At 64.0% G+C, this 22,349-nt stretch carries 22 protein-coding genes; 19 read left to right on the forward strand and 3 right to left on the reverse strand.

Features of this window, described 5'->3' with window-relative positions:
• The first annotated feature begins 5 nt into the window (after positions 1-5).
• Genes ubiV through ACP159_RS19460 form a run of 3 tightly spaced genes read left to right on the forward strand, consistent with a single transcriptional unit; the run spans position 6 to position 2,820 of the window.
• Positions 6-917, forward strand: a complete 912-nt coding sequence (gene ubiV / locus ACP159_RS19450) for a ubiquinone anaerobic biosynthesis protein UbiV (protein WP_425101379.1) — start codon at positions 6-8, stop codon at positions 915-917.
• Positions 918-937: 20 nt separating this feature from the next.
• A complete protein-coding gene (locus ACP159_RS19455) occupies positions 938-2,143 on the forward strand; it encodes an NnrS family protein (protein ID WP_425101380.1) in 1,206 nt (401 codons plus the stop codon).
• 11 nt (positions 2,144-2,154) lie between these two features.
• Complete coding sequence (locus tag ACP159_RS19460) at positions 2,155-2,820, forward strand: NnrU family protein (RefSeq protein ID WP_425101381.1); 666 nt, start codon at positions 2,155-2,157, stop codon at positions 2,818-2,820.
• A 3-nt stretch (positions 2,821-2,823) separates the two neighbouring features.
• Here ACP159_RS19460 and ACP159_RS19465 read toward each other — a convergent pair whose 3' ends face one another.
• Together ACP159_RS19465 and ACP159_RS19470 are read right to left on the reverse strand one after the other, a co-directional pair.
• Positions 2,824-3,135 carry a carboxymuconolactone decarboxylase family protein gene (locus ACP159_RS19465; protein WP_425101382.1) on the reverse strand — a complete coding sequence of 104 codons (312 nt, stop codon included), beginning with the start codon at positions 3,133-3,135 and terminating at the stop codon, positions 2,824-2,826.
• 11 nt (positions 3,136-3,146) lie between these two features.
• A complete protein-coding gene (locus ACP159_RS19470; RefSeq protein WP_425101383.1) occupies positions 3,147-3,845 on the reverse strand; it encodes a cyclic nucleotide-binding domain-containing protein in 699 nt (232 codons plus the stop codon).
• A gap of 255 nt (positions 3,846-4,100) precedes the next feature.
• Here ACP159_RS19470 and ACP159_RS19475 point away from each other — a divergent pair, with 255 nt between their 5' ends.
• The 10 genes from ACP159_RS19475 to ACP159_RS19520 all read left to right on the forward strand — a co-directional run bounded on the left by ACP159_RS19475 (position 4,101) and on the right by ACP159_RS19520 (position 17,499).
• Positions 4,101-6,824 carry a nitrate/nitrite transporter gene (locus tag ACP159_RS19475; RefSeq protein ID WP_425101384.1) on the forward strand — a complete coding sequence of 908 codons (2,724 nt, stop codon included), beginning with the start codon at positions 4,101-4,103 and terminating at the stop codon, positions 6,822-6,824.
• Between the two features lie 64 nt (positions 6,825-6,888).
• Entirely contained in the window at positions 6,889-10,647 is a 3,759-nt protein-coding gene (locus ACP159_RS19480) for a nitrate reductase subunit alpha (RefSeq protein WP_425101385.1), read from the forward strand.
• The gene (gene narH / locus ACP159_RS19485; protein ID WP_425101386.1) at positions 10,644-12,170 is read left to right on the forward strand and encodes a nitrate reductase subunit beta; all 1,527 of its coding nucleotides are present in this window, start codon (positions 10,644-10,646) and stop codon (positions 12,168-12,170) included. Before ACP159_RS19480 ends, narH begins: the two co-directional genes overlap by 4 nt.
• Before the next feature lie 2 nt (positions 12,171-12,172).
• Positions 12,173-12,892, forward strand: coding sequence for a nitrate reductase molybdenum cofactor assembly chaperone (gene narJ / locus ACP159_RS19490; protein WP_212538434.1), 720 nt, complete (start codon positions 12,173-12,175; stop codon positions 12,890-12,892).
• Between the two features lies 1 nt (position 12,893).
• Positions 12,894-13,679: a respiratory nitrate reductase subunit gamma gene (gene narI, locus ACP159_RS19495; protein WP_425101387.1), complete on the forward strand. Its 786-nt coding sequence runs from the start codon at positions 12,894-12,896 to the stop codon at positions 13,677-13,679.
• A 5-nt stretch (positions 13,680-13,684) separates the two neighbouring features.
• Positions 13,685-14,479 (forward strand): peptidylprolyl isomerase, encoded by a 795-nt coding sequence (locus ACP159_RS19500; RefSeq protein WP_425101388.1) that lies wholly within the window; start codon positions 13,685-13,687, stop codon positions 14,477-14,479.
• Between the two features lie 20 nt (positions 14,480-14,499).
• Complete coding sequence (locus ACP159_RS19505) at positions 14,500-15,069, forward strand: hemerythrin domain-containing protein (RefSeq protein WP_425101389.1); 570 nt, start codon at positions 14,500-14,502, stop codon at positions 15,067-15,069.
• The gene (locus ACP159_RS19510; RefSeq protein WP_425101390.1) at positions 15,059-15,691 is read left to right on the forward strand and encodes a carbonic anhydrase; all 633 of its coding nucleotides are present in this window, start codon (positions 15,059-15,061) and stop codon (positions 15,689-15,691) included. Before ACP159_RS19505 ends, ACP159_RS19510 begins: the two co-directional genes overlap by 11 nt.
• Positions 15,688-16,965 (forward strand): gephyrin-like molybdotransferase Glp, encoded by a 1,278-nt coding sequence (gene glp / locus ACP159_RS19515; protein ID WP_425101391.1) that lies wholly within the window; start codon positions 15,688-15,690, stop codon positions 16,963-16,965. Before ACP159_RS19510 ends, glp begins: the two co-directional genes overlap by 4 nt.
• A 12-nt stretch (positions 16,966-16,977) precedes the next feature.
• A complete protein-coding gene (locus ACP159_RS19520; protein WP_425101392.1) occupies positions 16,978-17,499 on the forward strand; it encodes a DUF2478 domain-containing protein in 522 nt (173 codons plus the stop codon).
• A 150-nt stretch (positions 17,500-17,649) separates the two neighbouring features.
• On the opposite strand, the gene ACP159_RS19525 is transcribed toward ACP159_RS19520, so the two are convergent.
• Positions 17,650-17,925 carry a hypothetical protein gene (locus ACP159_RS19525; protein WP_425101393.1) on the reverse strand — a complete coding sequence of 92 codons (276 nt, stop codon included), beginning with the start codon at positions 17,923-17,925 and terminating at the stop codon, positions 17,650-17,652.
• Positions 17,926-18,119: 194 nt separating this feature from the next.
• Here ACP159_RS19525 and ACP159_RS19530 point away from each other — a divergent pair, with 194 nt between their 5' ends.
• The 6 genes from ACP159_RS19530 to ACP159_RS19555 are packed head-to-tail and all read left to right on the forward strand — an operon-like array spanning position 18,120 to position 22,349.
• Positions 18,120-18,479 carry a hypothetical protein gene (locus ACP159_RS19530; RefSeq protein WP_425101394.1) on the forward strand — a complete coding sequence of 120 codons (360 nt, stop codon included), beginning with the start codon at positions 18,120-18,122 and terminating at the stop codon, positions 18,477-18,479.
• The gene (locus ACP159_RS19535) at positions 18,379-19,188 is read left to right on the forward strand and encodes a lytic transglycosylase domain-containing protein (RefSeq protein WP_425101484.1); all 810 of its coding nucleotides are present in this window, start codon (positions 18,379-18,381) and stop codon (positions 19,186-19,188) included. Before ACP159_RS19530 ends, ACP159_RS19535 begins: the two co-directional genes overlap by 101 nt.
• Positions 19,185-19,475 (forward strand): TrbC/VirB2 family protein, encoded by a 291-nt coding sequence (locus ACP159_RS19540; RefSeq protein WP_425101395.1) that lies wholly within the window; start codon positions 19,185-19,187, stop codon positions 19,473-19,475. The genes ACP159_RS19535 and ACP159_RS19540 overlap by 4 nt, the downstream gene beginning before the upstream one ends.
• A gap of 9 nt (positions 19,476-19,484) precedes the next feature.
• Positions 19,485-19,763: a type IV secretion system protein VirB3 gene (locus tag ACP159_RS19545; RefSeq protein ID WP_045682577.1), complete on the forward strand. Its 279-nt coding sequence runs from the start codon at positions 19,485-19,487 to the stop codon at positions 19,761-19,763.
• Entirely contained in the window at positions 19,753-22,137 is a 2,385-nt protein-coding gene (locus ACP159_RS19550) for a type IV secretion system protein B4 (protein WP_425101396.1), read from the forward strand. Before ACP159_RS19545 ends, ACP159_RS19550 begins: the two co-directional genes overlap by 11 nt.
• Positions 22,134-22,349 (forward strand): hypothetical protein, encoded by a 216-nt coding sequence (locus tag ACP159_RS19555; RefSeq protein WP_425101397.1) that lies wholly within the window; start codon positions 22,134-22,136, stop codon positions 22,347-22,349. Before ACP159_RS19550 ends, ACP159_RS19555 begins: the two co-directional genes overlap by 4 nt.

Genomic DNA, 22,349 nt, shown 5'->3' on the forward strand with positions numbered 1-22,349 from the left:
ACGACATGACCCAACTGACGCTCGGCCCGATCGCCTACCACTGGTCCGCAGATGCGCGGCGTGACTTCTATGCCCGCATCGCGGATGAGGCGCCCGTGGACGAGGTTTATCTGGGCGAGGTGATTTGCTCCAAGCGCGCGCCCTTCCACGAGGCAGACCTGCCCGCCACGATCGAGCGGCTGGAGCGCGCAGGCAAGACCGTGATCCTGTCGACGCTGGCCGAGGTCATGCTGAAGCGCGAACGCAAGGCGACCGAGGATCTGGCCGCGATGGACGCGCCCGAAATCGAGATCAACAATGCTGCCGGCCTTTACACGCGCGGAAAGCGCCCGCACCGGATCGGTCCCCTAATGAACGCCTACAACGAGGCGACCATCACCTGGATGGCCGGGAAGGGCGCGACCCATGTCTGCCTACCGGCCGAGATGCCGGCCCCGGCCATCGCCGCCGCGGCGCGAGCTGCGCGCGCTCTGGGGCTCGGCGTCGAGGTGCAGGTCTACGGCCGCGCCTCTCTGGCGGTGTCGGCGCGATGCTATCACGCCCGCGCGCACGGCCGCACCAAGGACAACTGCCAGTTCGCCTGTGAAGAAGACCCCGATGGCATGCCGCTCCGCACCCGTGACGACCGGCCGATCCTGCGGGTGAACGGCATCCAGACCCTGTCGGAAAGCTATGTCGACCTGCTCCCCGAAACTGCCCGCCTGGTTGCCGATGGCGTCACGCACCTGCGGCTTATGCCGCAGGCGGTGGACATGGTCGCGGTGGCGCAGGTGTTCCGCGATGTGCTCGACGGACTCGTGCCGGCAGGCGAGGCCGATGCTCGCCTAGCCACGCTGAGCGGAGATGAGGGACTGAGCAACGGTTTCTATCATGGCACGGCAGGCTACCGCCGCATTGCCGCCGCCGCGTCTGCCTGAGCGCGCAAGGGATACCACAAATGACCTCGACCGCCGAACAGATGCGCGCCTGGACCGGACCCGCGATCCTGACCTACGGGTTCCGCCCGTTCTTCTTCGGCGCGGCGGTCTGGGCTGCGCTGGCGATGGTGCTTTGGGTGCCGATGATATCGGGTCTTGTCGCGCTTCCGACCGCCTTCGACCCGGTGAGCTGGCACGCGCACGAGTTCCTCTACGGGTATCTCGGCGCCGTCGTCGCGGGCTTTCTCCTGACTGCCGTACCAAACTGGACGGGGCGCCTGCCGATCGTCGGCTGGCCGCTGGGCGGACTTGCGGCGCTGTGGTTTGCGGGGCGCGTTGCGGTGATCTTTTCGGCGGGGTTGCCGACGCTGCTGGTGGCGGTGGTCGACCTGGCTTTCCCGGTCATGCTGGCCACGGTCATCGGGCGCGAGATCGTTGCGGGCCGGAACTGGCGCAATCTGATTGTGCTGGGGATGCTGGTCGTCTTCGCCGTTGGCAACGCGCTGTTTCATTGGGAGGCTGCGCGAGGCGAGTACGCCGCACGAGGCTATGGCCTGCGGCTGGGCCTCGGCGTAGGCATCTTGATGATTGCAGTGATCGGCGGGCGGATCGTGCCCTCCTTCACCCGCAACTGGCTTGTGAAACGGCGCAGCGCCCTCCTGCCCGTGGCGCCGATGCAGTCCTTCGACAAGGGGGCGCTCTTGGCTCTTCTGGTGGCGCTTGTGCTGTGGGTTGCGCTGCCTCTCGGGACGCTGACTGGGTTCGCGCTTGCGCTGGCAAGCGTGTTGCACGCCCTGCGATTGGCTCGTTGGGCCGGGCACCGTACCTTTGCCGAGCCGCTAGTGACTGTGTTGCACGCAGGCTATGCCTTCGTGCCGTTGGGGGCTCTCGCATTGGCCGCAGAAATCTTGGCTCCCGGGTCCTTTGGAATGGCGGGCGCGCAGCATTTCTGGATGGCGGGGGCAATCGGCTTGATGACGCTGGCCGTGATGACACGCGCCACGCTTGGTCACACCGGGCAGGACCTGAGGGCGGGAGCAGGGACCGTCATGATCTATCTGGCCCTGATACTGTCCGTATTCGCGCGGGTCGCGGGCGGCGTATGGCCCGAATTTTCCAGCCCCATGAACACTGTGGCAGGGCTATTCTGGACACTCGCCTTCGGCAGCTTTGCGGTAATTTATGGCGGGCTTTTGCTACGTCTTCCCGCCGCCAAGCGGATCTGAGGCGCGCATCCATGGGATGGTTCGAGTTCGCCCTCGCCTATGTCGTGTTCTTTCTAACGCATTCCTTGCCCGTGCGCCCGCCGTTGCGGCCTTGGCTTCAGGCTCAACTAGGCGCTTCCGGCTTCACACTGGCCTATTCCGCCTTGTCGCTGGCGGTGCTTTCTTGGTTGATCGGGGTGGCGGGCCGCGCACCGCACGTCGCCCTTTGGAACTGGGCGCCATGGCAGGTCCATGTCCCATTGACGGTCATGGGGCCGGTCTGCCTGATCCTTGCGCTTTCCATCGGCCGACCCAACCCTTTCTCGTTCGGGGGTGCCCGCAACGACCAGTTCGACCCGGCACGGCCCGGCATCGTCCGGTTGTCGCGTCATCCGCTGCTTCTGGCGTTGGCGCTTTGGGCGGCAGCCCATGTCGTGCCCAACGGAGATCTGGCCCATGTGATCCTGTTCGGCACCTTCGCCATCTTCGCGCTGCTGGGAGGCCGACTGATCAACAGGCGCAAACACCGCGAGATGGGGCCAGAGTGGCAACGGATGCTTGATCGCGTGGCAGACGCGCCGCTCCTCGCGGCGTCCCCGTCGGTGGGTACTCTCATGCGGCTTGCGGCAGGCATTGCGCTTTATGTGGCGCTGCTCTGGGCGCATCCGTTTCTTTTTGGGGTTAGCCCGCTTCCTTGAAGGTCAATCCTTGATGTCTTCGATCCAGGTCTTTGCGGCGACAGCCCGGGGCAGACCAAGCGGGCCGATGGCCAGCATCGCCACCTGCATGATCGCCTCAGCCTCAATCCCCTCCGATCTGGCGCGCCGGGTATGGGAATGGACCGCGCCTTCGGAGCCCGCGCCAATCGCGAGGGCGAGCTTGACGAGGCGCTTTTCGCGGTCTGTCAGTGGGCCGCAATGGGCCGTTGCCTTGCCCAAGGCAGCATAGGCCTTCCAGACATCGGGGTGTTCCTCGGCGAGATCTCCGGCGGCGCCGGGCATGGATTTGGTCATCTGTCAGTCCCTCAGGTTGAAAAGTCATCAATCAGTGGATTCGGTTTCGCAAAGCGCTCAAGGTCCGCCTGGTTGTCGATGGTGATGCGGGTGCCGGTAACGGTAACGCCATAAGGCTGCAGGCCCTTGAAGGCGCGGCTGAGATTTTCAGGAGTCATCCCCAGAACGGAGGCCAGGCGCCGCTTTTCGAAATTCAGTTCGAACGCGGCCCCGCCACCGGCGTGCCTTTGTTGCCTGAGCAAGTAGTTCGCCAGTCGCTCGAGCGAGGTTCTGAGTTTCAGATCCTTCTGCGCCTTGATGACCGAGCGATAGCACTGCGCCAGTTCCGTGACGATCGCACGGGCAAAGTTGCTGTCGGCGTCGAAGATCGCGCGCACGTCCTGACTGGGGATCAGCGCGATCCGACTTTTCTCGAGCGTGCGGGCCGACATCAGGTAGGGCGCATCCTTAATGGTCGCGGCAAGAATGAAGGTCGAGATCGGGCGGACAGTCGCCATGCTGGTGTCTCGGCCATTCCACGTCGAAAACAGATCGACCGAGCCCGAAATGACGATATGAAGAAAATCGCTCGGTTCTCCTTCAGTGATCAGTTCGATCTGCGCAGGGAAATTCTGCACATAAGCGCCACGCATCAAGGATGTGAAATCATCATCCGCCATCTGCGCAAAGAGATCGAGTTTTCGAATATCCCGGTATTCGGAATCGGGCACGTCGCTCCCCCTTCTACTTTACGCGCTTAACAATTGTCATCAAATCAATTGATATATGTCAACCCGCCGGTTGGCCTTCGTGACCGCAGCCTTGATCTGCGACCGCGCACCGGATGACATATTTCTGTAAGTCATTTATTTCGCTATCCTTTTCCCGGTTTTGTGATCTAGATCAAGTCACGAGCATCGCTGCAGCGTCAGGTCTGGCACTGATCCCCACACAGGGGTGAAAGACTCATTTGCCGGAGACCCGCCATGCAGACCGTAGCGACAGCCTCACGCGCCGATCAGACACGCGCCCTGAGCCTGAGCACGATCGCCTTTACCGCCTGTTTCGCGGTCTGGACGATCTTTTCCATCATCGGTGTCGCCATCAAGGCCGAGCTTGGCCTGAACGACACCCAGTTCGGCCTGCTGGTCGCCACCCCGATCCTGACCGGATCGGTCACCCGCCTGTTTCTCGGCGTCTGGACCGAGAAATACGGCGGGCGGCTGGTGTTTTCGAGCCAGATGATCCTGACGGCGCTGGCCACATGGGCGCTGACGCTGGCCGACAGCTATATCATGTATCTGATTGCGGCGCTTGGCATCGGCCTCGCAGGTGGGTCGTTCATCATCGGCGTGGCCTATGTCAGCCGCTGGTATGACGCAGGCCACCAGGGGACCGCGCTGGGTATCTTCGGTGCGGGCAACGTGGGCGCAGCGGTTACCAAATTCGTCGCTCCCTTCGTCATGGTCGCCTATGGCTGGCATGGTGTGGCCTATGTCTGGGCAGCGGGGCTCGCCATCATCGGCGTTTTTTTCTTCCTTCTGGCCAAGGACGACCCCGAACTGGTCGAACGCCGCAAGACCGGCACCAAGGCACCGTCGCTGGCGCAGCAGTTCGCGCCGCTGAAGAACCTCCAGGTCTGGCGCTTCTCCCTCTACTACTTCTTCGTCTTCGGTGCCTTCGTGGCACTTGCGCTCTGGATGCCGCACTACCTGATCGACGTCTACGGCATCGACGTGCGCTTCGCGGGCATGGCGGCAGCGTCCTTCAGCCTCTCGGCCTCGCTGTTCCGCGCCTATGGCGGCGTGCTGTCGGACAAGTTCGGCGCGCGCCGGGTCATGTACTGGACCTTCGGCTTTTCGCTGCTGTTCCTGTTCATGCTGAGCTATCCGCCCACGGACTACGTCATCCAGGGTAAGGACGGCGCCATCGCGTTCTCAACTCAGATGGGTCTGTGGCCCTTCATCGTCACGCTCTTCGCTCTTGGCTTTTTCATGAGCCTCGGCAAGGCGGCCGTCTTCAAGCACATCCCTGTCTACTACCCCAAACACGTGGGCGCTGTCGGCGGGCTTGTCGGCATGATCGGGGGCCTTGGCGGGTTCGTCCTGCCGATCGCCTTCGGCGCACTCCTCGATCTCACGGGCATCTATACGTCATGCTTTGCGCTGCTCTTCGGACTGGTCGCCATCGCTCTGACCTGGATGCACCTGTCTATCCGCGCGATGGAGCGCGCTGCTCATGGTGAAGTGCTCGACCAGCTGCCGCAGCTGCCCGAGATGCAGGATATTCACCATCCCGAACGCACCGCCATGCCGCGCGTGCTGGAGGATTGGCGGCCGGAGGACCAACAATTCTGGGCCGAAAAGGGCCGTGCCGTTGCACGCCGCAACCTGTGGATCTCGATCCCCGCGCTTCTGCTGGCCTTCTCGGTCTGGATGGTGTGGTCGGTGGTCGTGGCACGTTTGCCCGCCATCGGGTTCGACTTCACCCCGGGCCAGTTGTTCTGGCTGGCGGCCCTGCCGGGACTGTCGGGCGCGACGCTGCGCATCTTCTACAGCTTCATGGTGCCGATCTTCGGCGGGCGGCTCTGGACGACGCTGTCGACAGCCTCGCTTCTGCTGCCTGCCATGGGCATCGGCTACGCAGTGCAGAACCCCGAGACGCCTTACCTGATCTTCCTCGTGCTGGCGCTGCTCTGCGGCTTCGGCGGCGGCAACTTCGCCTCGTCGATGGCCAATATCGGCTACTTCTTCCCGAAGGCCGAAAAGGGCAACGCTCTGGCGCTGAACGCTGGGCTCGGCAACCTCGGCGTGTCGGTCATGCAGTTCCTCGTGCCCATCGTCATCACGGCGGGTGTCTTCGGGGCCATCGGCGGCGAGCCCGTGACCCTTTCAGACGGCGGTCAACTCTGGATGCAGAACGCTGGCTTCGTCTGGGTGCCCTTCATCCTTGCGGCGACCATCGCCGCCTGGCTGGGCATGAACGACATCGCCGATGCGCGCGCCAGCTTTGCCGACCAGGCGGTCATCTTCAGCCGCAAGCAGAACTGGCTGATGTGCATCCTCTACACCGGCACCTTCGGCAGCTTCATCGGCTACTCGGCGGGCTTCCCGCTGCTGACCAAGCTGGCCTTCCCTGAAGTCAACGCCCTGAACTACGTCTTCCTCGGGCCGCTTGTGGGGGCGCTGAGCCGCGCCGCGACCGGCTGGATCTCGGACAAGTTCGGCGGCGGTCGCGTGACCTTCTGGACCTTCGCGGCGATGATCGCGGCCACCTTCGGCGTGATCTCCTTCCTCGGGCTGGGTTCATTCGTCGGCTTCTTCGCCTGCTTCATGGCGCTGTTCTTCCTGACCGGTGTCGGCAACGCCTCCACCTTCCAGATGATCCCCGTGATCATGGGCCGCGAAATTCCGCGCTTGATGCCGCACTTGGGTGCTGAAGAGCGCAAGCGGCAGATCGCGATGGAGTCCGGCGCGATCGTGGCCTTCACCTCGGCCATCGCGGCTTACGGCGCCTTCTTCATCCCCAAGGCCTACGGGACGTCAATCGCGATGACCGGGTCTGCCGTTGGGGCGCTGTGGGGTTTCCTGATTTTCTACGTGATCTGCGTGGTCATCACCTGGGTGGTCTACACGCGCCCCGGCGGCCTTCTCCACGACATCGAACATGGCCGCACGCCGCAGGGCACCGCAGCCCAGCCCGCTGAATGATCCAGCCGATTTCCCGGGCGGCGGCGCTCGCCGCCCGGACCCAGACACCCGAAAGGACAGCCCAATGAGCCATCTGCTCGACAAACTGAACTTCTTCCAGAGCAAGGAACTGGAGCAATTCTCCGACGGTTGGGGTCAAACCACCCGTGAGAACCGCGACTGGGAGGACACCTACAGAAACCGCTGGCGGCACGACAAGATCGTCCGTTCGACCCACGGGGTGAACTGCACCGGGTCGTGTTCGTGGAAGATCTACGTCAAGTCCGGGATCGTCACCTGGGAAACCCAGCAGACCGACTATCCGCGCACGCGCGCTGGCCTGCCCAACCACGAACCGCGCGGCTGCGCGCGGGGAGCGTCCTACAGCTGGTATCTCTATTCCGCCAACCGCGTGAAGAACCCGCTGATCCGTGGCGCGCTGATGCGGGCGTGGCGGAGGATGCGCGAGACCATGACGCCGGTGGCCGCCTGGACCGCAATCCAGAACGATCCCGCCCTACGCAACGCGATCAACAAGACCCGCGGAAAGGGCGGCTTCGTACGGGCAAGCTGGGACGAAGCGACTGAGATCATCGCCGCTGCCAACGCCTACACGGCCAAGACCTACGGGCCCGACCGTGTCTTCGGTTTCTCGCCGATCCCGGCCATGTCGATGGTCAGCTACGCCGCGGGCTCGCGCTATCTGTCCCTTCTGGGCGGCACCTGCATGTCGTTCTACGACTGGTACTGCGACTTGCCGCCGGCTTCCCCCCAGACCTGGGGCGAACAGACCGACGTGCCGGAATCGGCCGACTGGTACAACGCGGGCTTCTTGATGCTCTGGGGCTCGAACGTGCCGCAGACCCGCACGCCCGACGCCCATTTCTACACCGAAGTGCGCTATAGGGGCACGAAGTCGGCAGTGGTCAGCCCAGACTATTCGGAAGCCGCCAAATTCGGCGACATCTGGCTGAACCCGCAGGCGGGCACCGATGCGGCGCTGGCGATGGCCATGGGCCATGTGATCCTGCGCGAGTTCCACCTCGACCGGCAGGCCGAGTATTTCGAGGACTACGCCCGCAAGTACACCGATATGCCGATGCTCGTTCGGCTTGACGAAAAGGACGGGCACCTGGTGCCGGGCCGGATGCTGCGCGCCGACGATTTCGACGGCAAGCTGGGTGAGAAGAACAATCCCGACTGGAAGACCGTCGCCTATGACGAGACGTCGGGCCAGATCGTGGCACCCAACGGGTCCATCGGCTTTCGCTGGGGTGAAGAGGGCAAGTGGAACCTCGAAGAGCGGGCAAAAGGGGCAGAGGCCAAGCTGCGCCTGAGCCAGATCATGGATGGCGACCACGACGAGGTTGTGGGTGTCGACTTCCCCTATTTCGGGGGCGCGGCCACGGGCGATTTCGTGAAATGCGATCACCCCGAGGTGTTGACCCGGAACATTCCGGCGCGGCGCGTGAAACTGGCAGACGGCAAGGAGGTTCTGGTTGCAACCGTTTTCGACCTCTTCTGCGCCAATTACGGCCTCGACCGGGGCCTGGGCGGCGACTGGGTGTCGAAGGACTTCGACGACGACAGCCCCTACACCCCCGCATGGGCTGAAAAGATCACCGGCGTCGAGCGCGAAAAAATCATCGCGGTTGCGCGTGAATTCGCAGGCAATGCCGAAAAGACCCATGGCAAATCCATGGTCATCCTCGGGGCCGGTCTGAACCACTGGTACCACATGGACATGAACTACCGCGGCATCATCAATATGCTGGTGATGTGCGGCTGCATCGGCCAGGAGGGCGGCGGCTGGTCGCATTACGTGGGCCAGGAGAAACTCCGCCCGCAGACCGGCTGGCAGCCCTTGGCCTTCGCGCTCGACTGGAACCGCCCGCCGCGTCACATGAACTCGACCTCCTGCTGGTATGCCCATACCGACCAATGGCGTTACGAGACGCTGCGCGCTGGTGAAATCCTGTCGCCGACCGCACCCGAGGGCGATTGGGACATTTCCCTGATCGACTACAACATCCGGGCCGAGCGCATGGGCTGGCTGCCGTCCGCCCCGCAGCTCAAGACCAACCCTCTGGAGGTCTCGAAGGCGGCGAAGAAGGCCGGCAAGGAGATCAAGGACTACGTCGCCGAACAGCTGAAATCGGGCGATCTGGAAATGTCCTGCCAAGATCCGGACGCCCCGGAAAACTGGCCGCGCAACCTGTTCGTCTGGCGCTCGAACCTTCTGGGGTCATCCGGCAAAGGGCATGAGTATTTCCTCAAGCACCTCTTGGGCACCGACCACGGGGTGATGGGCAAGGATCTGGGCGAAGAGGGCGGCGTGATGCCGAAGGAGGCCGTCTGGCATGACGAGGCGCCGAAGGGCAAGCTGGACCTGCTCGTGTGCATCGACTTCCGCATGTCCACGACGGCGGTCTATTCCGACATCGTCCTGCCGACCGCCAGCTGGTACGAAAAGGACGATCTCAACACCTCGGACATGCACCCCTTCATCCACCCGCTGCAGGCGGCGGTGGACCCGGCCTACGAGTCGAAGTCGGACTGGGAGATCTTCAAGTCGATCGCCCGCAAGTTCTCGGAAGTGGCACCCGACGTGCTCGGCGTGGAAACGGACATCGTCCAGCTTCCGCTGCTGCACGACACCCCCGGCGAACTGGCGCAGGCCCATGTGAAGGACTGGAAGAAGGGCGAATGTGACCTGATCCCCGGCAAGACCGCACCGAACTACATCGCGGTCGAGCGGGATTATCCCAACCTCTACAAGAAGTTCACCTCGGTCGGGCCGCTGCTGGAGAAGCTCGGCAACGGTGGCAAGGGGATCAACTGGGACACCAAGACCGAGGTCAAGCATCTGCGCGACCTGAACGGTGTCGTGCTGGACGAAGGCGTGTCCAAGGGGCAGCCCAAGCTGGAAACCGCCATCGACGCGGCCGAGATGATCCTGATGCTCGCCCCGGAAACCAACGGCGAAGTGGCCGTCAAGGCCTGGGAGGAGCTGGAGAAACCCACAGGTCAGCACCACGCCCATCTGGCCGAAGGGGCGCATCACACCAAGATCCGCTTCCGCGATATCGCCGCGCAACCGCGCAAGATCATCTCCAGCCCCACTTGGTCTGGGATCGAGAGCGAGGAGGTCTGCTATAATGCCGGCTATACCAACGTCCACGAATTGATTCCGTGGCGCACCCTCACGGGGCGCCAACAGCTTTACCAGGATCATGAATGGATGCGGGCCTTCGGCGAAGGGTTCGTCAGCTACCGCCCGCCGGTGGACCTCAAGACCATCACGGCGGCCGTCAACAACGACGCGGCCGAGGGGTCCCCGCACGTTGTGCTGAACTTCATCACGCCTCACCAGAAATGGGGCATCCACAGCACCTATACCGATAACCTCTTGATGCTGACGCTGAACAGGGGCGGACCGGTGGTCTGGATGTCCGAGGTCGACGCGGCAAAGGCGGGCCTTGTCGATAACGATTGGGTCGAAGCCTACAACACCAACGGCGCGCTGACTGCGCGGGTGGTGGTGTCCCAGCGGATCAAGCAGGGCACGCTGTTCATGTATCACGCTCAGGAAAAGATCGTGAACACGCCCGGTTCGGAAAAGACCGGCAACCGCGGCGGCATCCACAACTCGGTGACCCGCGCCACACTGAAACCCACGCACATGATCGGCGGCTATGCGCAGCTGTCCTACGGCTTCAACTACTACGGCACCGTGGGCAGCAACCGCGACGAGTTCGTGATCGTGCGGAAAATGAAGAAGATCGACTGGCTCGACAAACCCGCAAGCCGGTCCGCAACCCAGAACGTGGAGGCAGCGGAATGAGAGTTCGTGCGCAAATCGGCAAGGTCCTGAACCTCGACAAATGCATTGGGTGTCACACCTGCTCGGTCACCTGCAAGAACGTGTGGACGACGCGCGAAGGTGTCGAATACGCGTGGTTCAACAATGTCGAGACCAAGCCCGGCACCGGCTATCCGACGGACTGGGAGAACCAGAAGCGCTGGAACGGCGGCTGGGTCCGCTCGGCCTCGGGCAAGCTGCATCCCAAGCAGGGGTCGAAATGGCGGATCCTGGCGAACATCTTCGCCAACCCGGCCATGCCCGAGATCGATGACTACTACGAGCCGTTCGATTTCGACTATGACCACCTGAAATCGGCACCCGACATGAACGCCTTTCCCACTGCACGCCCCCGGTCCAAGCTCACCGGCGAGCGGATGGAGAAGATCGAGAAGGGGCCGAACTGGGAGGAAATTCTGGGCGGTGAGTTCTCGAAGCGGTCTCAGGACTACAACTTCGACCAAGTGCAGAAGGACATCTATGGAGAGTATGAAAATACCTTCATGATGTATCTGCCTCGGCTCTGCGAGCACTGCCTCAACCCGACCTGCTCGGCGTCCTGTCCCTCGGGTGCCATCTATAAGCGCGAGGAGGACGGCATCGTCCTGATCGACCAGGAGAAGTGCCGTGGCTGGCGGATGTGCATCTCGGGCTGCCCATACAAGAAGGTCTATTACAACTGGGATACCGGCAAGTCCGAGAAATGCACCTTCTGCTATCCGCGCATTGAATCCGGCCAGCCCACGGTCTGTTCGGAAACCTGCGTCGGGCGCATTCGCTATCTGGGCGTGATCCTTTATGACGCAGACAAGATCGAAGCTGCGGCCAGCGCCGAGCGCGAGACCGATCTCTACGGCGCGCAGCTCGACGTGTTCCTCGACCCGAACGACCCCGAGGTGATCGCCGCGGCGCGCCGCGACGGCGTGCCCGAGGACTGGATCGAGGCGGCGAAGGTCAGCCCGGTCTGGAAGATGGCGATGGATTGGAAGGTCGCCTTCCCGCTGCACCCGGAATACCGGACGCTGCCGATGGTGTGGTACATCCCGCCGCTCAGCCCGATCCAGAACGCCGCTCAGGCGGGACAGATCGCGATGAGCGACCAGATGCCCGACGTGCGGTCGCTGCGGATCCCCGTGAAGTACCTCGCCAACATGCTGACGGCGGGTGACGAGGAACCCATCGTTCACGCCCTCGAACGCATGTCCGCGATGAGGCTCTACATGCGGGCGCTCAGCGTGGACGGCGTGCGGGACGAGGCGATCGCCGCCCGGGTCGGCATGTCCGGCCGGGTGATCGAGGACATGTACAAGATCATGGCCATCGCCGACTACGAGGATCGTTTCGCGATCCCCACGGCGCACCGCGAACAGAACGAACATGGAGCCGACATACGGGGCGGCTGCGGCTTTACCGACGGCAACGGCTGTTCCACCGGTGAGGCCGGCAAGACCACTTTGTTCGGCGGCAAGAAAAAGAAATTCGCCCTTCCGCAGGAGACCTTCTGATGATGGACCGCACACTCAAGGCCCTGTCGCTGATCCTGAGCTATCCCTCGCGGGAGCTTCAGGAGGCCATGCCCGAAATCGGGGGCGTCATCGCAGCCGAACCCCGCATCGCCGCCGACACACGAGCTGCGCTGCGCAGGTTGGCCGACGGCTTCGCAAAGGCCGACCTATACGACCTGCAGGAAAGCTATGTGATGCTCTTCGACCGATCGCGGACGCTGTCGCTCAATCTCTTCGAGCATGTTCACGGCGAAAGCCGTGACAGGGGCGGCGCCATGGTCAGCCTGATCGAGACCTATCGGGCGGGCGGGTTCGAACCCGCCACCTCGGAACTGCCGGACCACCTGCCGGTGTTGCTGGAATTCCTGTCGACGCGTCCCTTCGCAGAAGTGCAGGAAACTCTGGCGGACGCGGCGCATATCCTTGATGCTCTCGCGGCCCGGCTTGTCCGGCGCGACAGCGGGTATGCTGCCGCGTTCGCCGCTCTTTCCCAGCTCGCCGACATGCAGGCCGACGCCGAAGCCGTGGCCGACATGCTGTCTCAGCCCGATGATGACCCGACCGACCTCGCGGCGCTCGATGCCGTTTGGGAGGAAACCGAGGTTACGTTCGGCCCCGATCCGAACGCAGGTTGCCCGCAAGTCCGCGACATGCTCGCGGCGATGGACAAACCTGGGTTCAATCCTACCCCCGCCCCGCAACCATTGAACAGGAGCGCATGACATGTTTGGCGACTTCGACATCAACTTCGTCATCTTCGGGGTCATGCCCTATGTCGCGCTGACGATCTTCCTCGTGGGATCGATCGTGCGTTACGAGCGGGACCCCTTCACCTGGAAGAGTTCCTCGAGCCAACTTCTGCGCCGAAAGCAGCTGATCTGGGGGTCGATCCTGTTCCATGTCGGCATCCTGACCGTGTTCTTCGGTCACCTCGTCGGCCTCTTCACGCCGGTCTGGGTGCTGGATGCCATCGGTATTCCCTATGCGCTCAAGCAATGGATGGCAGTTCTGATCGGCGGCCCGGCTGGCATCGCCGCCCTGATCGGATCGACCATGCTGATCCATCGCCGCCTGGTCGATCCACGCATCCGCGTGACATCGACCTTCCCCGACATCCTGATCATGGTCCTGATCTGGCTGCAGCTGGCCATCGGCCTGCTGACGATCACGCAGACGCTGCAACACATGGACGGGTCGGAAATGGTCCGCTTCATGACCTGGTCGCAGAGCGTGGTCAGCTGGAACATCAACGCCTGGGTTACCGTGGTCGACGTGCACTGGCTCTACAAGCTGCACATTTTCCTCGGTCTCATCATCACGGCGCTGTTTCCGTTCACGCGGCTCGTCCACATCTGGTCCGGGTTCGCGGCCCCCTTCCGCTACCTGCTGACGCGGCCGGGTTACCAGATCGTAAGATCGCGGCGGCATCGCCCGCTCGAGGAACGCCGCCGGGCCTATGACAAGCTGCAAGCCAAGCGCGGTCCTACCGCCACGACGCCAGCGGAGTGAGCCAGATGAACGTGGCCCTGTTTCCCGATGTCGTCGTGAACGGCGAAACCATCCCCTCGGCGGCAATCGCCGCCGAGGCCCAGAACCACAGCGCCCCCAAGGACAAGCCGGGGATCGCCTGGCGCAAGGCGGCGCAGGCGCTGGCGATCCGTACGCTGCTCTTGCAGGAGGCGAAGCGGCGCGGGTTGACGCCCGACCCGCTCGAGCTGGCGCCGGGGCGGTTCGAGACGGACGAGGAAGCCCTGATCCGCGCCTTGCTGGACGAGGCGCTGGTGATCGAACCTGTCGGTGAAGAGGCCGTGCGCGGGGAATGGGAGAAGGACCCCGCCCGATATCGTTCGGCACCGCTCTGGGATGTCTCGCACATCCTGTGCGCCTGCGATCCGCGCGACGAAGCCGAGTGCGCTGCGGCCGAGGCACGGGCCGTTGCCCTGCTGGCGCGGCTCGACGGCGATGCCGGGGGCTTTGCGCTCGCCGCGCGCGAAAGCGACTGCGGGTCCAAGGCGTCCGGGGGCCATCTCGGCCAGATTGGCCCGGGCGACACCGTGCCGGAATTCGAGGCGGCGCTGCGCCGCCTGCCGGAGGGCGGCATGAGCCCGGCGCCGGTGCTGTCGCGGCATGGCTGGCACATCATCCGGCTGAACGCGGTCGCGCCGGGCCAGGTGCTGGAGTTCGAGACCGTCCGCCCCAAGATCGCGCAGGCGCTGGAGAAGGCGGCCTGGGCGCGCGCCTCGCGCGCCTTCGTGGAGAGCCTCGGTAAAGGGGCGCAGATCTCCGGCGCAAGCCTGACGCCGATCTGAACCACGCGAAAGGACGTGTGATGAAACCGTCAGAGACAGTGACGCGCGGAAGTGGCGACAAACCGACGAGTCCGAGCCTTCTCGCAAATCCTCTGGACTTCATCAGCGAAGGCCACCTGCGCGAACGTCAGATTTGCGCAGTTATCGACGCGCTGGCAACGGCGGACGCTTTCAATCGCCAAGAAGCGACAGCGGTGCTGCGCTTTGTGAACGAGGAACTGAACGTCCACCTCCGCGACGAGGCTGAGGACCTGTTCCCGCTTCTTGCCCGGCGCTGCACAGAAGAGGATGCGATCGAAGGTGTGATCGACCGGATCAGGGCCGATCAGGATGAGGCGATGCGTCTGCTGCCCGAAGTGCGAGCGATGCTCACTCGTTGCCTCGATAGAGGGGCCGATCTGTCCGCCAAGGAGCGCGGGGTGTTGTCCAGGTTTGCGGGGCACGTGCGGCGCCACCTCGTTGCCGAAAACGCGATCCTCTTGCCGATTGCCCGCGCCCGGCTGACCCGGGCCGATCTGCGGATCCTGTCGAAACACATGCGCTCAAGACGCGGGCTGCCAGATTTCCCGGAGACGACCGATGCTGAATGACCTTCTGGCGCGCAACGTGGCGTGGTCGAAACAACGTCACGACGAAGAGCCCGACTATTTCACCCGCCTTGCCGCCCTTCAGGCGCCCGAGTTCTTCTGGATCGGCTGTTCGGACAGCCGGGTGCCGGCCAACGTGGTCGCGGGGCTCGATCCGGGCGAGGTTTTCGTCCATCGCAACGTTGCCAACATCGTTCATTCCTCGGACATGAACCTCCTGTCGGCGCTGGAATTCGCGGTCGATGCTCTGCATGTCCGCGAGATCATCGTTTGCGGCCACTATGGCTGCGGCGGGGTCAAGGCCGCGACCGAGGATCTGCCACACGGTCTGGCCGATCACTGGCTCGAGCCGATCCGGCGCCTGGCCCGCGCTTACGCGGTCGATCTGGGGCGCGAACCCGACCTCGAAGGACAACGTGACCGGCTGGCCGAACTGAACGTTGTCGAAGGCGTTCGGCGTGTCTGCGAGACGCCGATCCTTCAGAAGGCATGGCGTCGTGGGGCTGATGTCCGGGTGCACGGCCTGATTTACGGGCTCAAGGACGGGCGCCTGCGCGATCTCGATTGCAGCATCGGGCCCGGGCATTTCCAGCCTACCCATTCCGCCGAGGAGGCAGCACAATGACCATCCATCAAGCCATCGCGTCACCGGGCTGCGGCTGTGACAGTCAGGACATGCTTCACGCGCTGATCAGCATCGACGAGGCACTGACACGGATTGCAGGAAATGTAGCACCGGTCGGCCGCACCGAAGCCCTGTCGCTCGACCACGCCTTTGGCCGCATTCTTGCCCAGCCGGTCCGGTCCCGGTCCATGGCACCGGCTTTCGATAATGCGGCAATGGATGGCTATGCGATCGCGACATCGGCCCTGACTGGCGCCGGACCCTGGGTGCTGCCAGTCGTTGCGCGCGTGCCTGCCGGGCAGGCGGTGACGACACCGGTCGCAGGGGCCGTGGCGGCCCGAATCTTTACTGGCGCGCCAGTCCCGTTGGGCGCGGACTCGGTCGTCATGCAGGAGGACGTCCTGCGTGACGGGGACGCTATTCATCTGTCGCGCAGACCTGAACCGGGTTTGAACGTCCGCCGCGCGGGTAGTGACATGGCCAAGGGTGCGACCGTTCTGGACAAGGGCCGCAGGCTCGGACCAAGGGAGATCGCCGCCTGTGCCGCCGCCGGCGCGGGCATCCTGCGTGTTCGGCGCAGGCTGCGCGTGGCACTGCTTGTCACCGGCGACGAGGTACGCCGCGCCGGGGGCGCGCGCGAGGAAGCCCAGATCTGGGACGTGAACACACCGATGCTGACGGCAGGCCTTGCAGCTGCGGATGTGGACGTCGTTGCCTCGGCTCGTGGTGCCGACAACCTTGCCGGTCTTGTCCGTCAATTGGGCGACATGGCGGCGCAAGCCGATCTTGTCGTCACCACGGGCGGTATCTCGGTGGGCGAAGAAGATCATGTGAAGCCGGCCGTCATGGCATTGGGTGGCGAAACCCTGTTCAGCGGCGTCGCGATCAAACCGGGCAAGCCGGTGTCGGTCGGGCGCATTGGCAAGGCGCACTGGCTTGGATTGCCCGGCAACCCGGTATCGGCCTTCGTCACATGGCAGGTCTTCGGACTGGCGCTGATCCGTGCCCTGAGCGGCGAGGGACCCGCCCCGACCCGAAGGCATGTCGTGACCGCAGGCCCAATCCGCCGCAAGCCTGGGCGCTGCGAACTCCGACCCGCCACGCTGGCCGGTTTCGATGCCCATGGTCGTGAGATCGTCTGTTTCGAGGATGCCACACATTCGGCCCGTGTCGGGCTGCTCTCACGAGCAGACGGGCTGATGTTTCTGCCCGCAAACGCCGAATGTTTGCCAGTCGGAGCACTGGTCGAATTCCAACCTTTCTGCCAATCCTGAAGGAGCGCTGATATGAAACTTGCCTACACGATGGCGCCGGGGCGTGGCGATACGGATCTGGTTCTGGAACAGCTGGCAGCCGACCTCACGGCCCGAGGCCTCAGATGTTGCGGCACCGTCCAGATCAACAGCGAGCGCGCCGATGCCGGCCCCTGCGACATGGATGTTCGGGTGTTGCCCGGTGGTGCCGTTCTGCGCATCAGTCAGGACCTCGGCCCGCAGGCGCGGGGCTGCCGCCTCGACCCGGCTGCGCTGGAAACGGCGGTTGCGATGGTCGCGTCCACCCTCTCCTCCGGCGCCGACCTGTTGATCGTCAACAAGTTCGGCAAGCATGAAGCCGAGGGACGGGGGTTCCGCAACGTGATCGCTGAGGCGGTCGCGATGGATATCCCCGTTCTGGTCGGCCTCAACACGCTCAACCGAACGGCCTTCGAAAACTTCGCGGAGGGGCTGGCACTTCAGCTGCCGTCTGATCCCGCGGCGCTGATGGCTTGGGTTGAGGATGTGACAACGAGGGTTGACGAGGTGGCCTAAGGTCAACCGACGCGCGCGACTTCCCGTCCCTCCTCCCGCCATTCCGGCAAACCGCCCTCCAGCCGCCGTGCGTTTAGCCCGTGGCGGCGCAGGGTGGCGGGCCTGATGGGCCTATCGGATCAGGCGCGCCCAGTGCCAGCGGGAATGGCGCTACTCGACAGCTTCGATGAACCGCCCGTATTCCTCGCTCACTTCCCTGGCCTCAATAAAAGCCCGCGCGCGCTCCTCGTCGATGCAGCGGAAATACTCCTGCACTTCGGCGATGTAGGCTTCGAAATCCCCCCGGATCAGATCCGCGTAGGCGCGCATGTCATCTTGGGACGCGGGCAGGAACGGCCGTTCGGGCGGGATGCAGGCATGGGCCGGATCACCCACCACAAGGACGGTGATCAGCAGCGCCAGGGGGATGTTGCACGCACAGGACATGTGCAGGGCAAAACTCCTTTGCCGCCTTTAAGATCACGACTTTGTCAGCTATCACTGTTATTGGAGCAAGGCAATCTGCGTCAAGTCGTTTTAATTGCCTTGCTATCGTTCATGTTGTCTTGTATCGCCCGCGGTGTTGCGACCCCGTGGGCCCGAGACTGCACCCAGGCAGAAGAAGGACCCAAGGGAAGGCCATGATAGAAGAAGCACCGAATGTGGTTACAGAAGACGGGCTGCGCGGCCTCCTTGCCGAGGGCTATCTCATCGAGGTGGTCTGCAAGGAAGGCGCCGAGAAGCGCCATAACAGTTGGTACGGCGCCTGGGTCATCCGGGCAGTTGCCCCGGATGGAGGGGACGACAAAATGCTCGTCACCAGCCGCAGCGTCCTCAAGCTGCGCGATTTCAAGACCATCGTCGGTCTTGTCAGCTTCCTTGCCGACATGGGCTGCACGACTGCCAGCATCCCGCTCGTCGAAGGCGCCCGCGAGCGCCACGCAGCCCCCGGGCGCACGCCCGAGCCGCGGACCGGTCCGGTTCTGGTCAAGGACAACTGACCGCACGTTTGCGCTCGTCGTTGCACTGGGTACAGGTGTTTGTTCCGCACCCTTGGCCCTGGCCGACGGTTTCATCTTCCAGGTCAGTCCCGATGGTCGACTGATCGACACAACTGATGCCACGAGCACCCTGCGCCCGTTCACCGGTGACGAAGACGCCCAGAATGGCCCCCTTCCAGATCGTCTCTTTCTCTTTGCAGCACCGCAGTCCCATGGGGATGATGCTCCCCTGAGCGATGTGACGGCTGCCGCAGCGGTCGCCCCGCGCGCCATCCGCGCCGCCCCCGAAATCCTCCATGCCATCGAGACCACGGCGCTGCGCTACGGCAGCCACGACGCTCTCCGTCAGGCGGGCCTGTCGGTCACCGATTGGGCGCTGTTCTATCGCGCCAACATCGAGGTCGAGAGCGCGTACAATCCTGGCGCGCTGAGCCCGGTTGGAGCCATCGGGCTCGGCCAGCTCATGCCTGACACCGCGCGCGATCTCGGCGTCGATCCCCATGACATCGCCCAGAACCTCGACGGCTCGGCCCGTTACCTGTTGATGATGCTCGAGCAGTTTGGCGATCCCGCGCTGGCGCTTGCGGCCTACAATGCCGGTCCCCATGCGGTCACCCGCCATGGCGGCATTCCCCCTTTTCGAGAAACCCAAGGCCATGTGGCCCGTGTGACAGCCGTGTTCCAGCGGCTGAGAGGAGACATTTCGTGACGTCCAAATCTTCCTATGTCGCGCTCGGCGTGATGGCTCTTATCGTGCTGGCAGGACCGGCGCTTGCGCAAAGCATCGACCTCTCGCCCGTGCAGACGCTGCTGCAGGGCATCGTCGATGCGATCACCGGTCCTTTGGGCATCGTGATCGGCACGCTTGCGCTGATCGGCGTGTTCCTCTCCTGGCTCTTCGGCATCCTCGATTTCCGCCAGGCGCTTTGGGTCGTGGTTGCGATCGCGGGCATCGCCGCGGCGCCCACCATCGTCGCAGCAATCTGGACGACCTGAGAAGTACCCATGTCCGACCAGTCCCGCGTGTTTATTGGCCTTCTCAGGCCGCCCAAGCTGATGGGCTTGCCGATCATGTATGCCATGGTCTGGCTCTTCGGCTCGACGCTTCTGTTCCTCTGGGTCCAGAGCTGGGTGGTGGCTGTGTTCGCGGGGCTGGCTTGGCCGGCGCTCTGGAAGGCCGCGGACTGGGATCCGAACTTTCTCGATGTCCTGGTGATCACCTTGCAGGAAACCCCGCCCACGGCGAACCGCAAACTGCACGGAGGTGACAGCTATGCCCCGTGATGGACTGGCCAGTGACGTGGCCGATACCCTCGATCCGCTGACGGCACTGCCGGCATGGGTCAAGGGCGAGAAGCGGCTGTCGTCGATGCTGCCTTACGTCAGCCTTGTCACCGACCGGACGATCCGGACGCGCGGCAACGAGCTGATGCAGTGTATCCGGCTTGAGGGGGTGAACAGCACCACGAGTGAGGATGCCCATCTCGACCGGATCGGCGGGCTTCTCGCCGGCATCGTCGCGCAGGTCGGAACCGAGTTCTCTTTCTACCTGCACAAGGTGTCGAAAGCGGTCGATGTGACCCTGCCGCCCATCCCGGGCGAGGGCTTCGCGGCCGCCGTCGACCAGCGCTGGCGCGCGCATCTGGGCCGGTCGGGCCTGCGCGACAAGACGCTGACCCTGACGGTGCTAAAACGCCCGGAGACAGGCAGCCGTCTGCCCTTCGGTCTGGGAGCGTCCCGCGCGCGGCATGCAGCCGACACGACCCGGCGCTTGCGCAAGCTCGATGAGGTCGTGGGGTTTCTCCTGTCGTCATTCGATGAGCTGAAACCCCGACTGCTTTCTGCCAAGACCGGCGAACTTTTGGGCTTCCTCGGCTCGCTCAACACCGGCGAAGAGCACCCGCTCTTCCCGCGGTCGCGCCTCGGCGTGATCGCCGAGGACGTCGCCAACACCCGCGTCACCTTCCGCGGCACGACCATCGCACTCTCGGACGGTGCCGTCGGCGACAAGCTCGGCGTGATCTTCGCAGTGAAGAACTACCCCGCCAAGACCGACAGCCTGATGCTCGACGAGTTGAACCTGCCCGTCGACATGGTGGTCACCCACTCTTTCGTGCCGATCAACGCCAACATCATGGCAGGCCGGATCAAGCGGCAGCTGCGCCTGATGCAGGCCGCCAATGACGGGGCCGTCAGCCTCGCGCAGGAACTGGAACTCGCCCAGGACGATCTGGAATCGAAACGCCTTATCTTCGGCGAGCACCACATGACGGTGGCGGTCTATGCGCGGACCCAAGCCGCGCTCGACGACATCGCGGCCGAGATCCGCAACATCTCCGCGACTTCCGGAATCAACCTGATCTCGGAAGCCTTCGGGGCCCGGGCGCATTTCATGGCGCAGCATCCAGGGAACACAGGGGCGCGCAGCCGCAAGGCCGCCATCACGAACCACAACTTCGCCGATCTCGCCACCTTCCACCGCACCCCGCTTGGCAAGACCGGGCGAGAAGTCCCTTGGGGCGTGCCGATCACGCTTTTCCCGACGCCCGAGCGCAGCGGGTTCCGCTTCAATTTCCACGAACAGGGCGCGCCGGATCGTGAACCCACGGGTGGACACACGCTGATCCTGGGGCGTCCCGGCTCGGGCAAATCCGTGTTGGCGGCGTTCCTGATGACCATGGCTCGCCGGGCCGGCGCGCGGCTCTTCGTCTTCGACTATCGCGCCGGGATGGAAATGGCCGTCCGCGCGCTTGGCGGCAGTTATTCGACGGTGCGAGCCGGGCGGCCAACAGGGCTCAATCCCCTGCAGACCGAGATCGATGCCCGCGGGCAGGCTTGGCTTGCCGACTGGCTCGCGAGCCTTCTTGAGCGCCGCGAGCGGCCCCTGACCCCGGTGCAAACCAACCGCCTGCAGGAGGTCGTGCGCCAGAACGCCAGCGCCGGGAATGCGGGGCTGCGAAACTGGTCGGATTTCGCCTCGCTCCTCGTCTCCACCGATGACGAGGGCGATCTGTTCGAGCGGATGCAGGAATGGACCGCCGAGGGCCGCTATGGCTGGATCTTCGGGGCCAATGCCGAGGACAGTTTCAGCATCGACGGGGACGTCGCAGGGTTCGATCTGACCGGCATCCTCGATTCCGAGAGCGAGCGCGAACGCATGGCGGTCCTGTCCTACCTCTTCCGCAGGGTCGAGCGCGTGATCGAGGATCGCAAGCCCACGATCATCGTCATCGACGAAGCCTGGAAGGCGCTCGACAACGCCTATTTCGCCGAGCGGCTCTCGAACTGGCTGGTGACCGCCCGCAAGCAGAACGCCGTCGTCGTGATGATGACACAGTATGCCAGCCAGCTCGAGCGGACCCGGACCGGCAAGACCATCGTGGAAGCCGTGCCAACCCAGGTGCTTCTGCCCAACGTCCGCGCGTCAGCCGCCGACTACGCAATGCTCGGCCTCAGCGAGAAAGAGCTCGACGTGCTTCTGGGCGTCGGCTCGGCCTCGCGGCTGGCCCTTGTCCGCGATGACCGGGGCGCAGTGGTGATCGACGCCGATCTGAGCGCCCTCGGCCCGCTCGTGACCATCCTCGGCGGCATGGAGAAGGGCGAGGCCCTCGTCGGCCCCGACTACCGTGACCGCCCTGATTTCTGGAGAGTGACATGACCCGTATCATGATCCGCAGCGTTGTGCTGCTTGGCCTTGGCCTCACCCTGACGGCTTGCGCGCAGCATAACCCTGCGCAGGCAAACTGCTTCAACTTCCGCGATGCACCTGCGCAGACGGGAACAGCCACGACGACGATCTCGACGATGGGTGCCGCCGTCACGCGGCGCGACACGGCTTGCGATTTCGTCCTCTTGGGGGCGGGCGGCTAA

The organism is Tropicibacter sp. S64 (assembly GCF_049803835.1).
Taxonomy (GTDB): Bacteria; Pseudomonadota; Alphaproteobacteria; order Rhodobacterales; family Rhodobacteraceae; genus Pacificoceanicola.

Excerpts from the sequence above, each read along its gene's own strand:
- ACP159_RS19460 (WP_425101381.1), top strand. The coding sequence starts at position 2,155 with ATGGGATGGTTCGAGTTCGCCCTCGCCTATGTCGTGTTCTTTCTAACG.
- ACP159_RS19480 (WP_425101385.1), top strand. The coding sequence starts at position 6,889 with ATGAGCCATCTGCTCGACAAACTGAACTTCTTCCAGAGCAAGGAACTG.
- ACP159_RS19550 (WP_425101396.1), top strand. The coding sequence starts at position 19,753 with ATGCCCCGTGATGGACTGGCCAGTGACGTGGCCGATACCCTCGATCCG.
- narH (WP_425101386.1), top strand. The coding sequence starts at position 10,644 with ATGAGAGTTCGTGCGCAAATCGGCAAGGTCCTGAACCTCGACAAATGC.
- ACP159_RS19510 (WP_425101390.1), top strand. The coding sequence starts at position 15,059 with ATGCTGAATGACCTTCTGGCGCGCAACGTGGCGTGGTCGAAACAACGT.
- ACP159_RS19525 (WP_425101393.1), bottom strand. The coding sequence starts at position 17,925 with ATGTCCTGTGCGTGCAACATCCCCCTGGCGCTGCTGATCACCGTCCTT.
- narI (WP_425101387.1), top strand. The coding sequence starts at position 12,894 with ATGTTTGGCGACTTCGACATCAACTTCGTCATCTTCGGGGTCATGCCC.
- ubiV (WP_425101379.1), top strand. The coding sequence starts at position 6 with ATGACCCAACTGACGCTCGGCCCGATCGCCTACCACTGGTCCGCAGAT.
- ACP159_RS19475 (WP_425101384.1), top strand. The coding sequence starts at position 4,101 with ATGCAGACCGTAGCGACAGCCTCACGCGCCGATCAGACACGCGCCCTG.
- ACP159_RS19465 (WP_425101382.1), bottom strand. The coding sequence starts at position 3,135 with ATGACCAAATCCATGCCCGGCGCCGCCGGAGATCTCGCCGAGGAACAC.
- ACP159_RS19545 (WP_045682577.1), top strand. The coding sequence starts at position 19,485 with ATGTCCGACCAGTCCCGCGTGTTTATTGGCCTTCTCAGGCCGCCCAAG.
- ACP159_RS19520 (WP_425101392.1), top strand. The coding sequence starts at position 16,978 with ATGAAACTTGCCTACACGATGGCGCCGGGGCGTGGCGATACGGATCTG.
- ACP159_RS19500 (WP_425101388.1), top strand. The coding sequence starts at position 13,685 with ATGAACGTGGCCCTGTTTCCCGATGTCGTCGTGAACGGCGAAACCATC.
- ACP159_RS19455 (WP_425101380.1), top strand. The coding sequence starts at position 938 with ATGACCTCGACCGCCGAACAGATGCGCGCCTGGACCGGACCCGCGATC.
- ACP159_RS19555 (WP_425101397.1), top strand. The coding sequence starts at position 22,134 with ATGACCCGTATCATGATCCGCAGCGTTGTGCTGCTTGGCCTTGGCCTC.
- narJ (WP_212538434.1), top strand. The coding sequence starts at position 12,173 with ATGGACCGCACACTCAAGGCCCTGTCGCTGATCCTGAGCTATCCCTCG.
- ACP159_RS19530 (WP_425101394.1), top strand. The coding sequence starts at position 18,120 with ATGATAGAAGAAGCACCGAATGTGGTTACAGAAGACGGGCTGCGCGGC.
- glp (WP_425101391.1), top strand. The coding sequence starts at position 15,688 with ATGACCATCCATCAAGCCATCGCGTCACCGGGCTGCGGCTGTGACAGT.
- ACP159_RS19505 (WP_425101389.1), top strand. The coding sequence starts at position 14,500 with ATGAAACCGTCAGAGACAGTGACGCGCGGAAGTGGCGACAAACCGACG.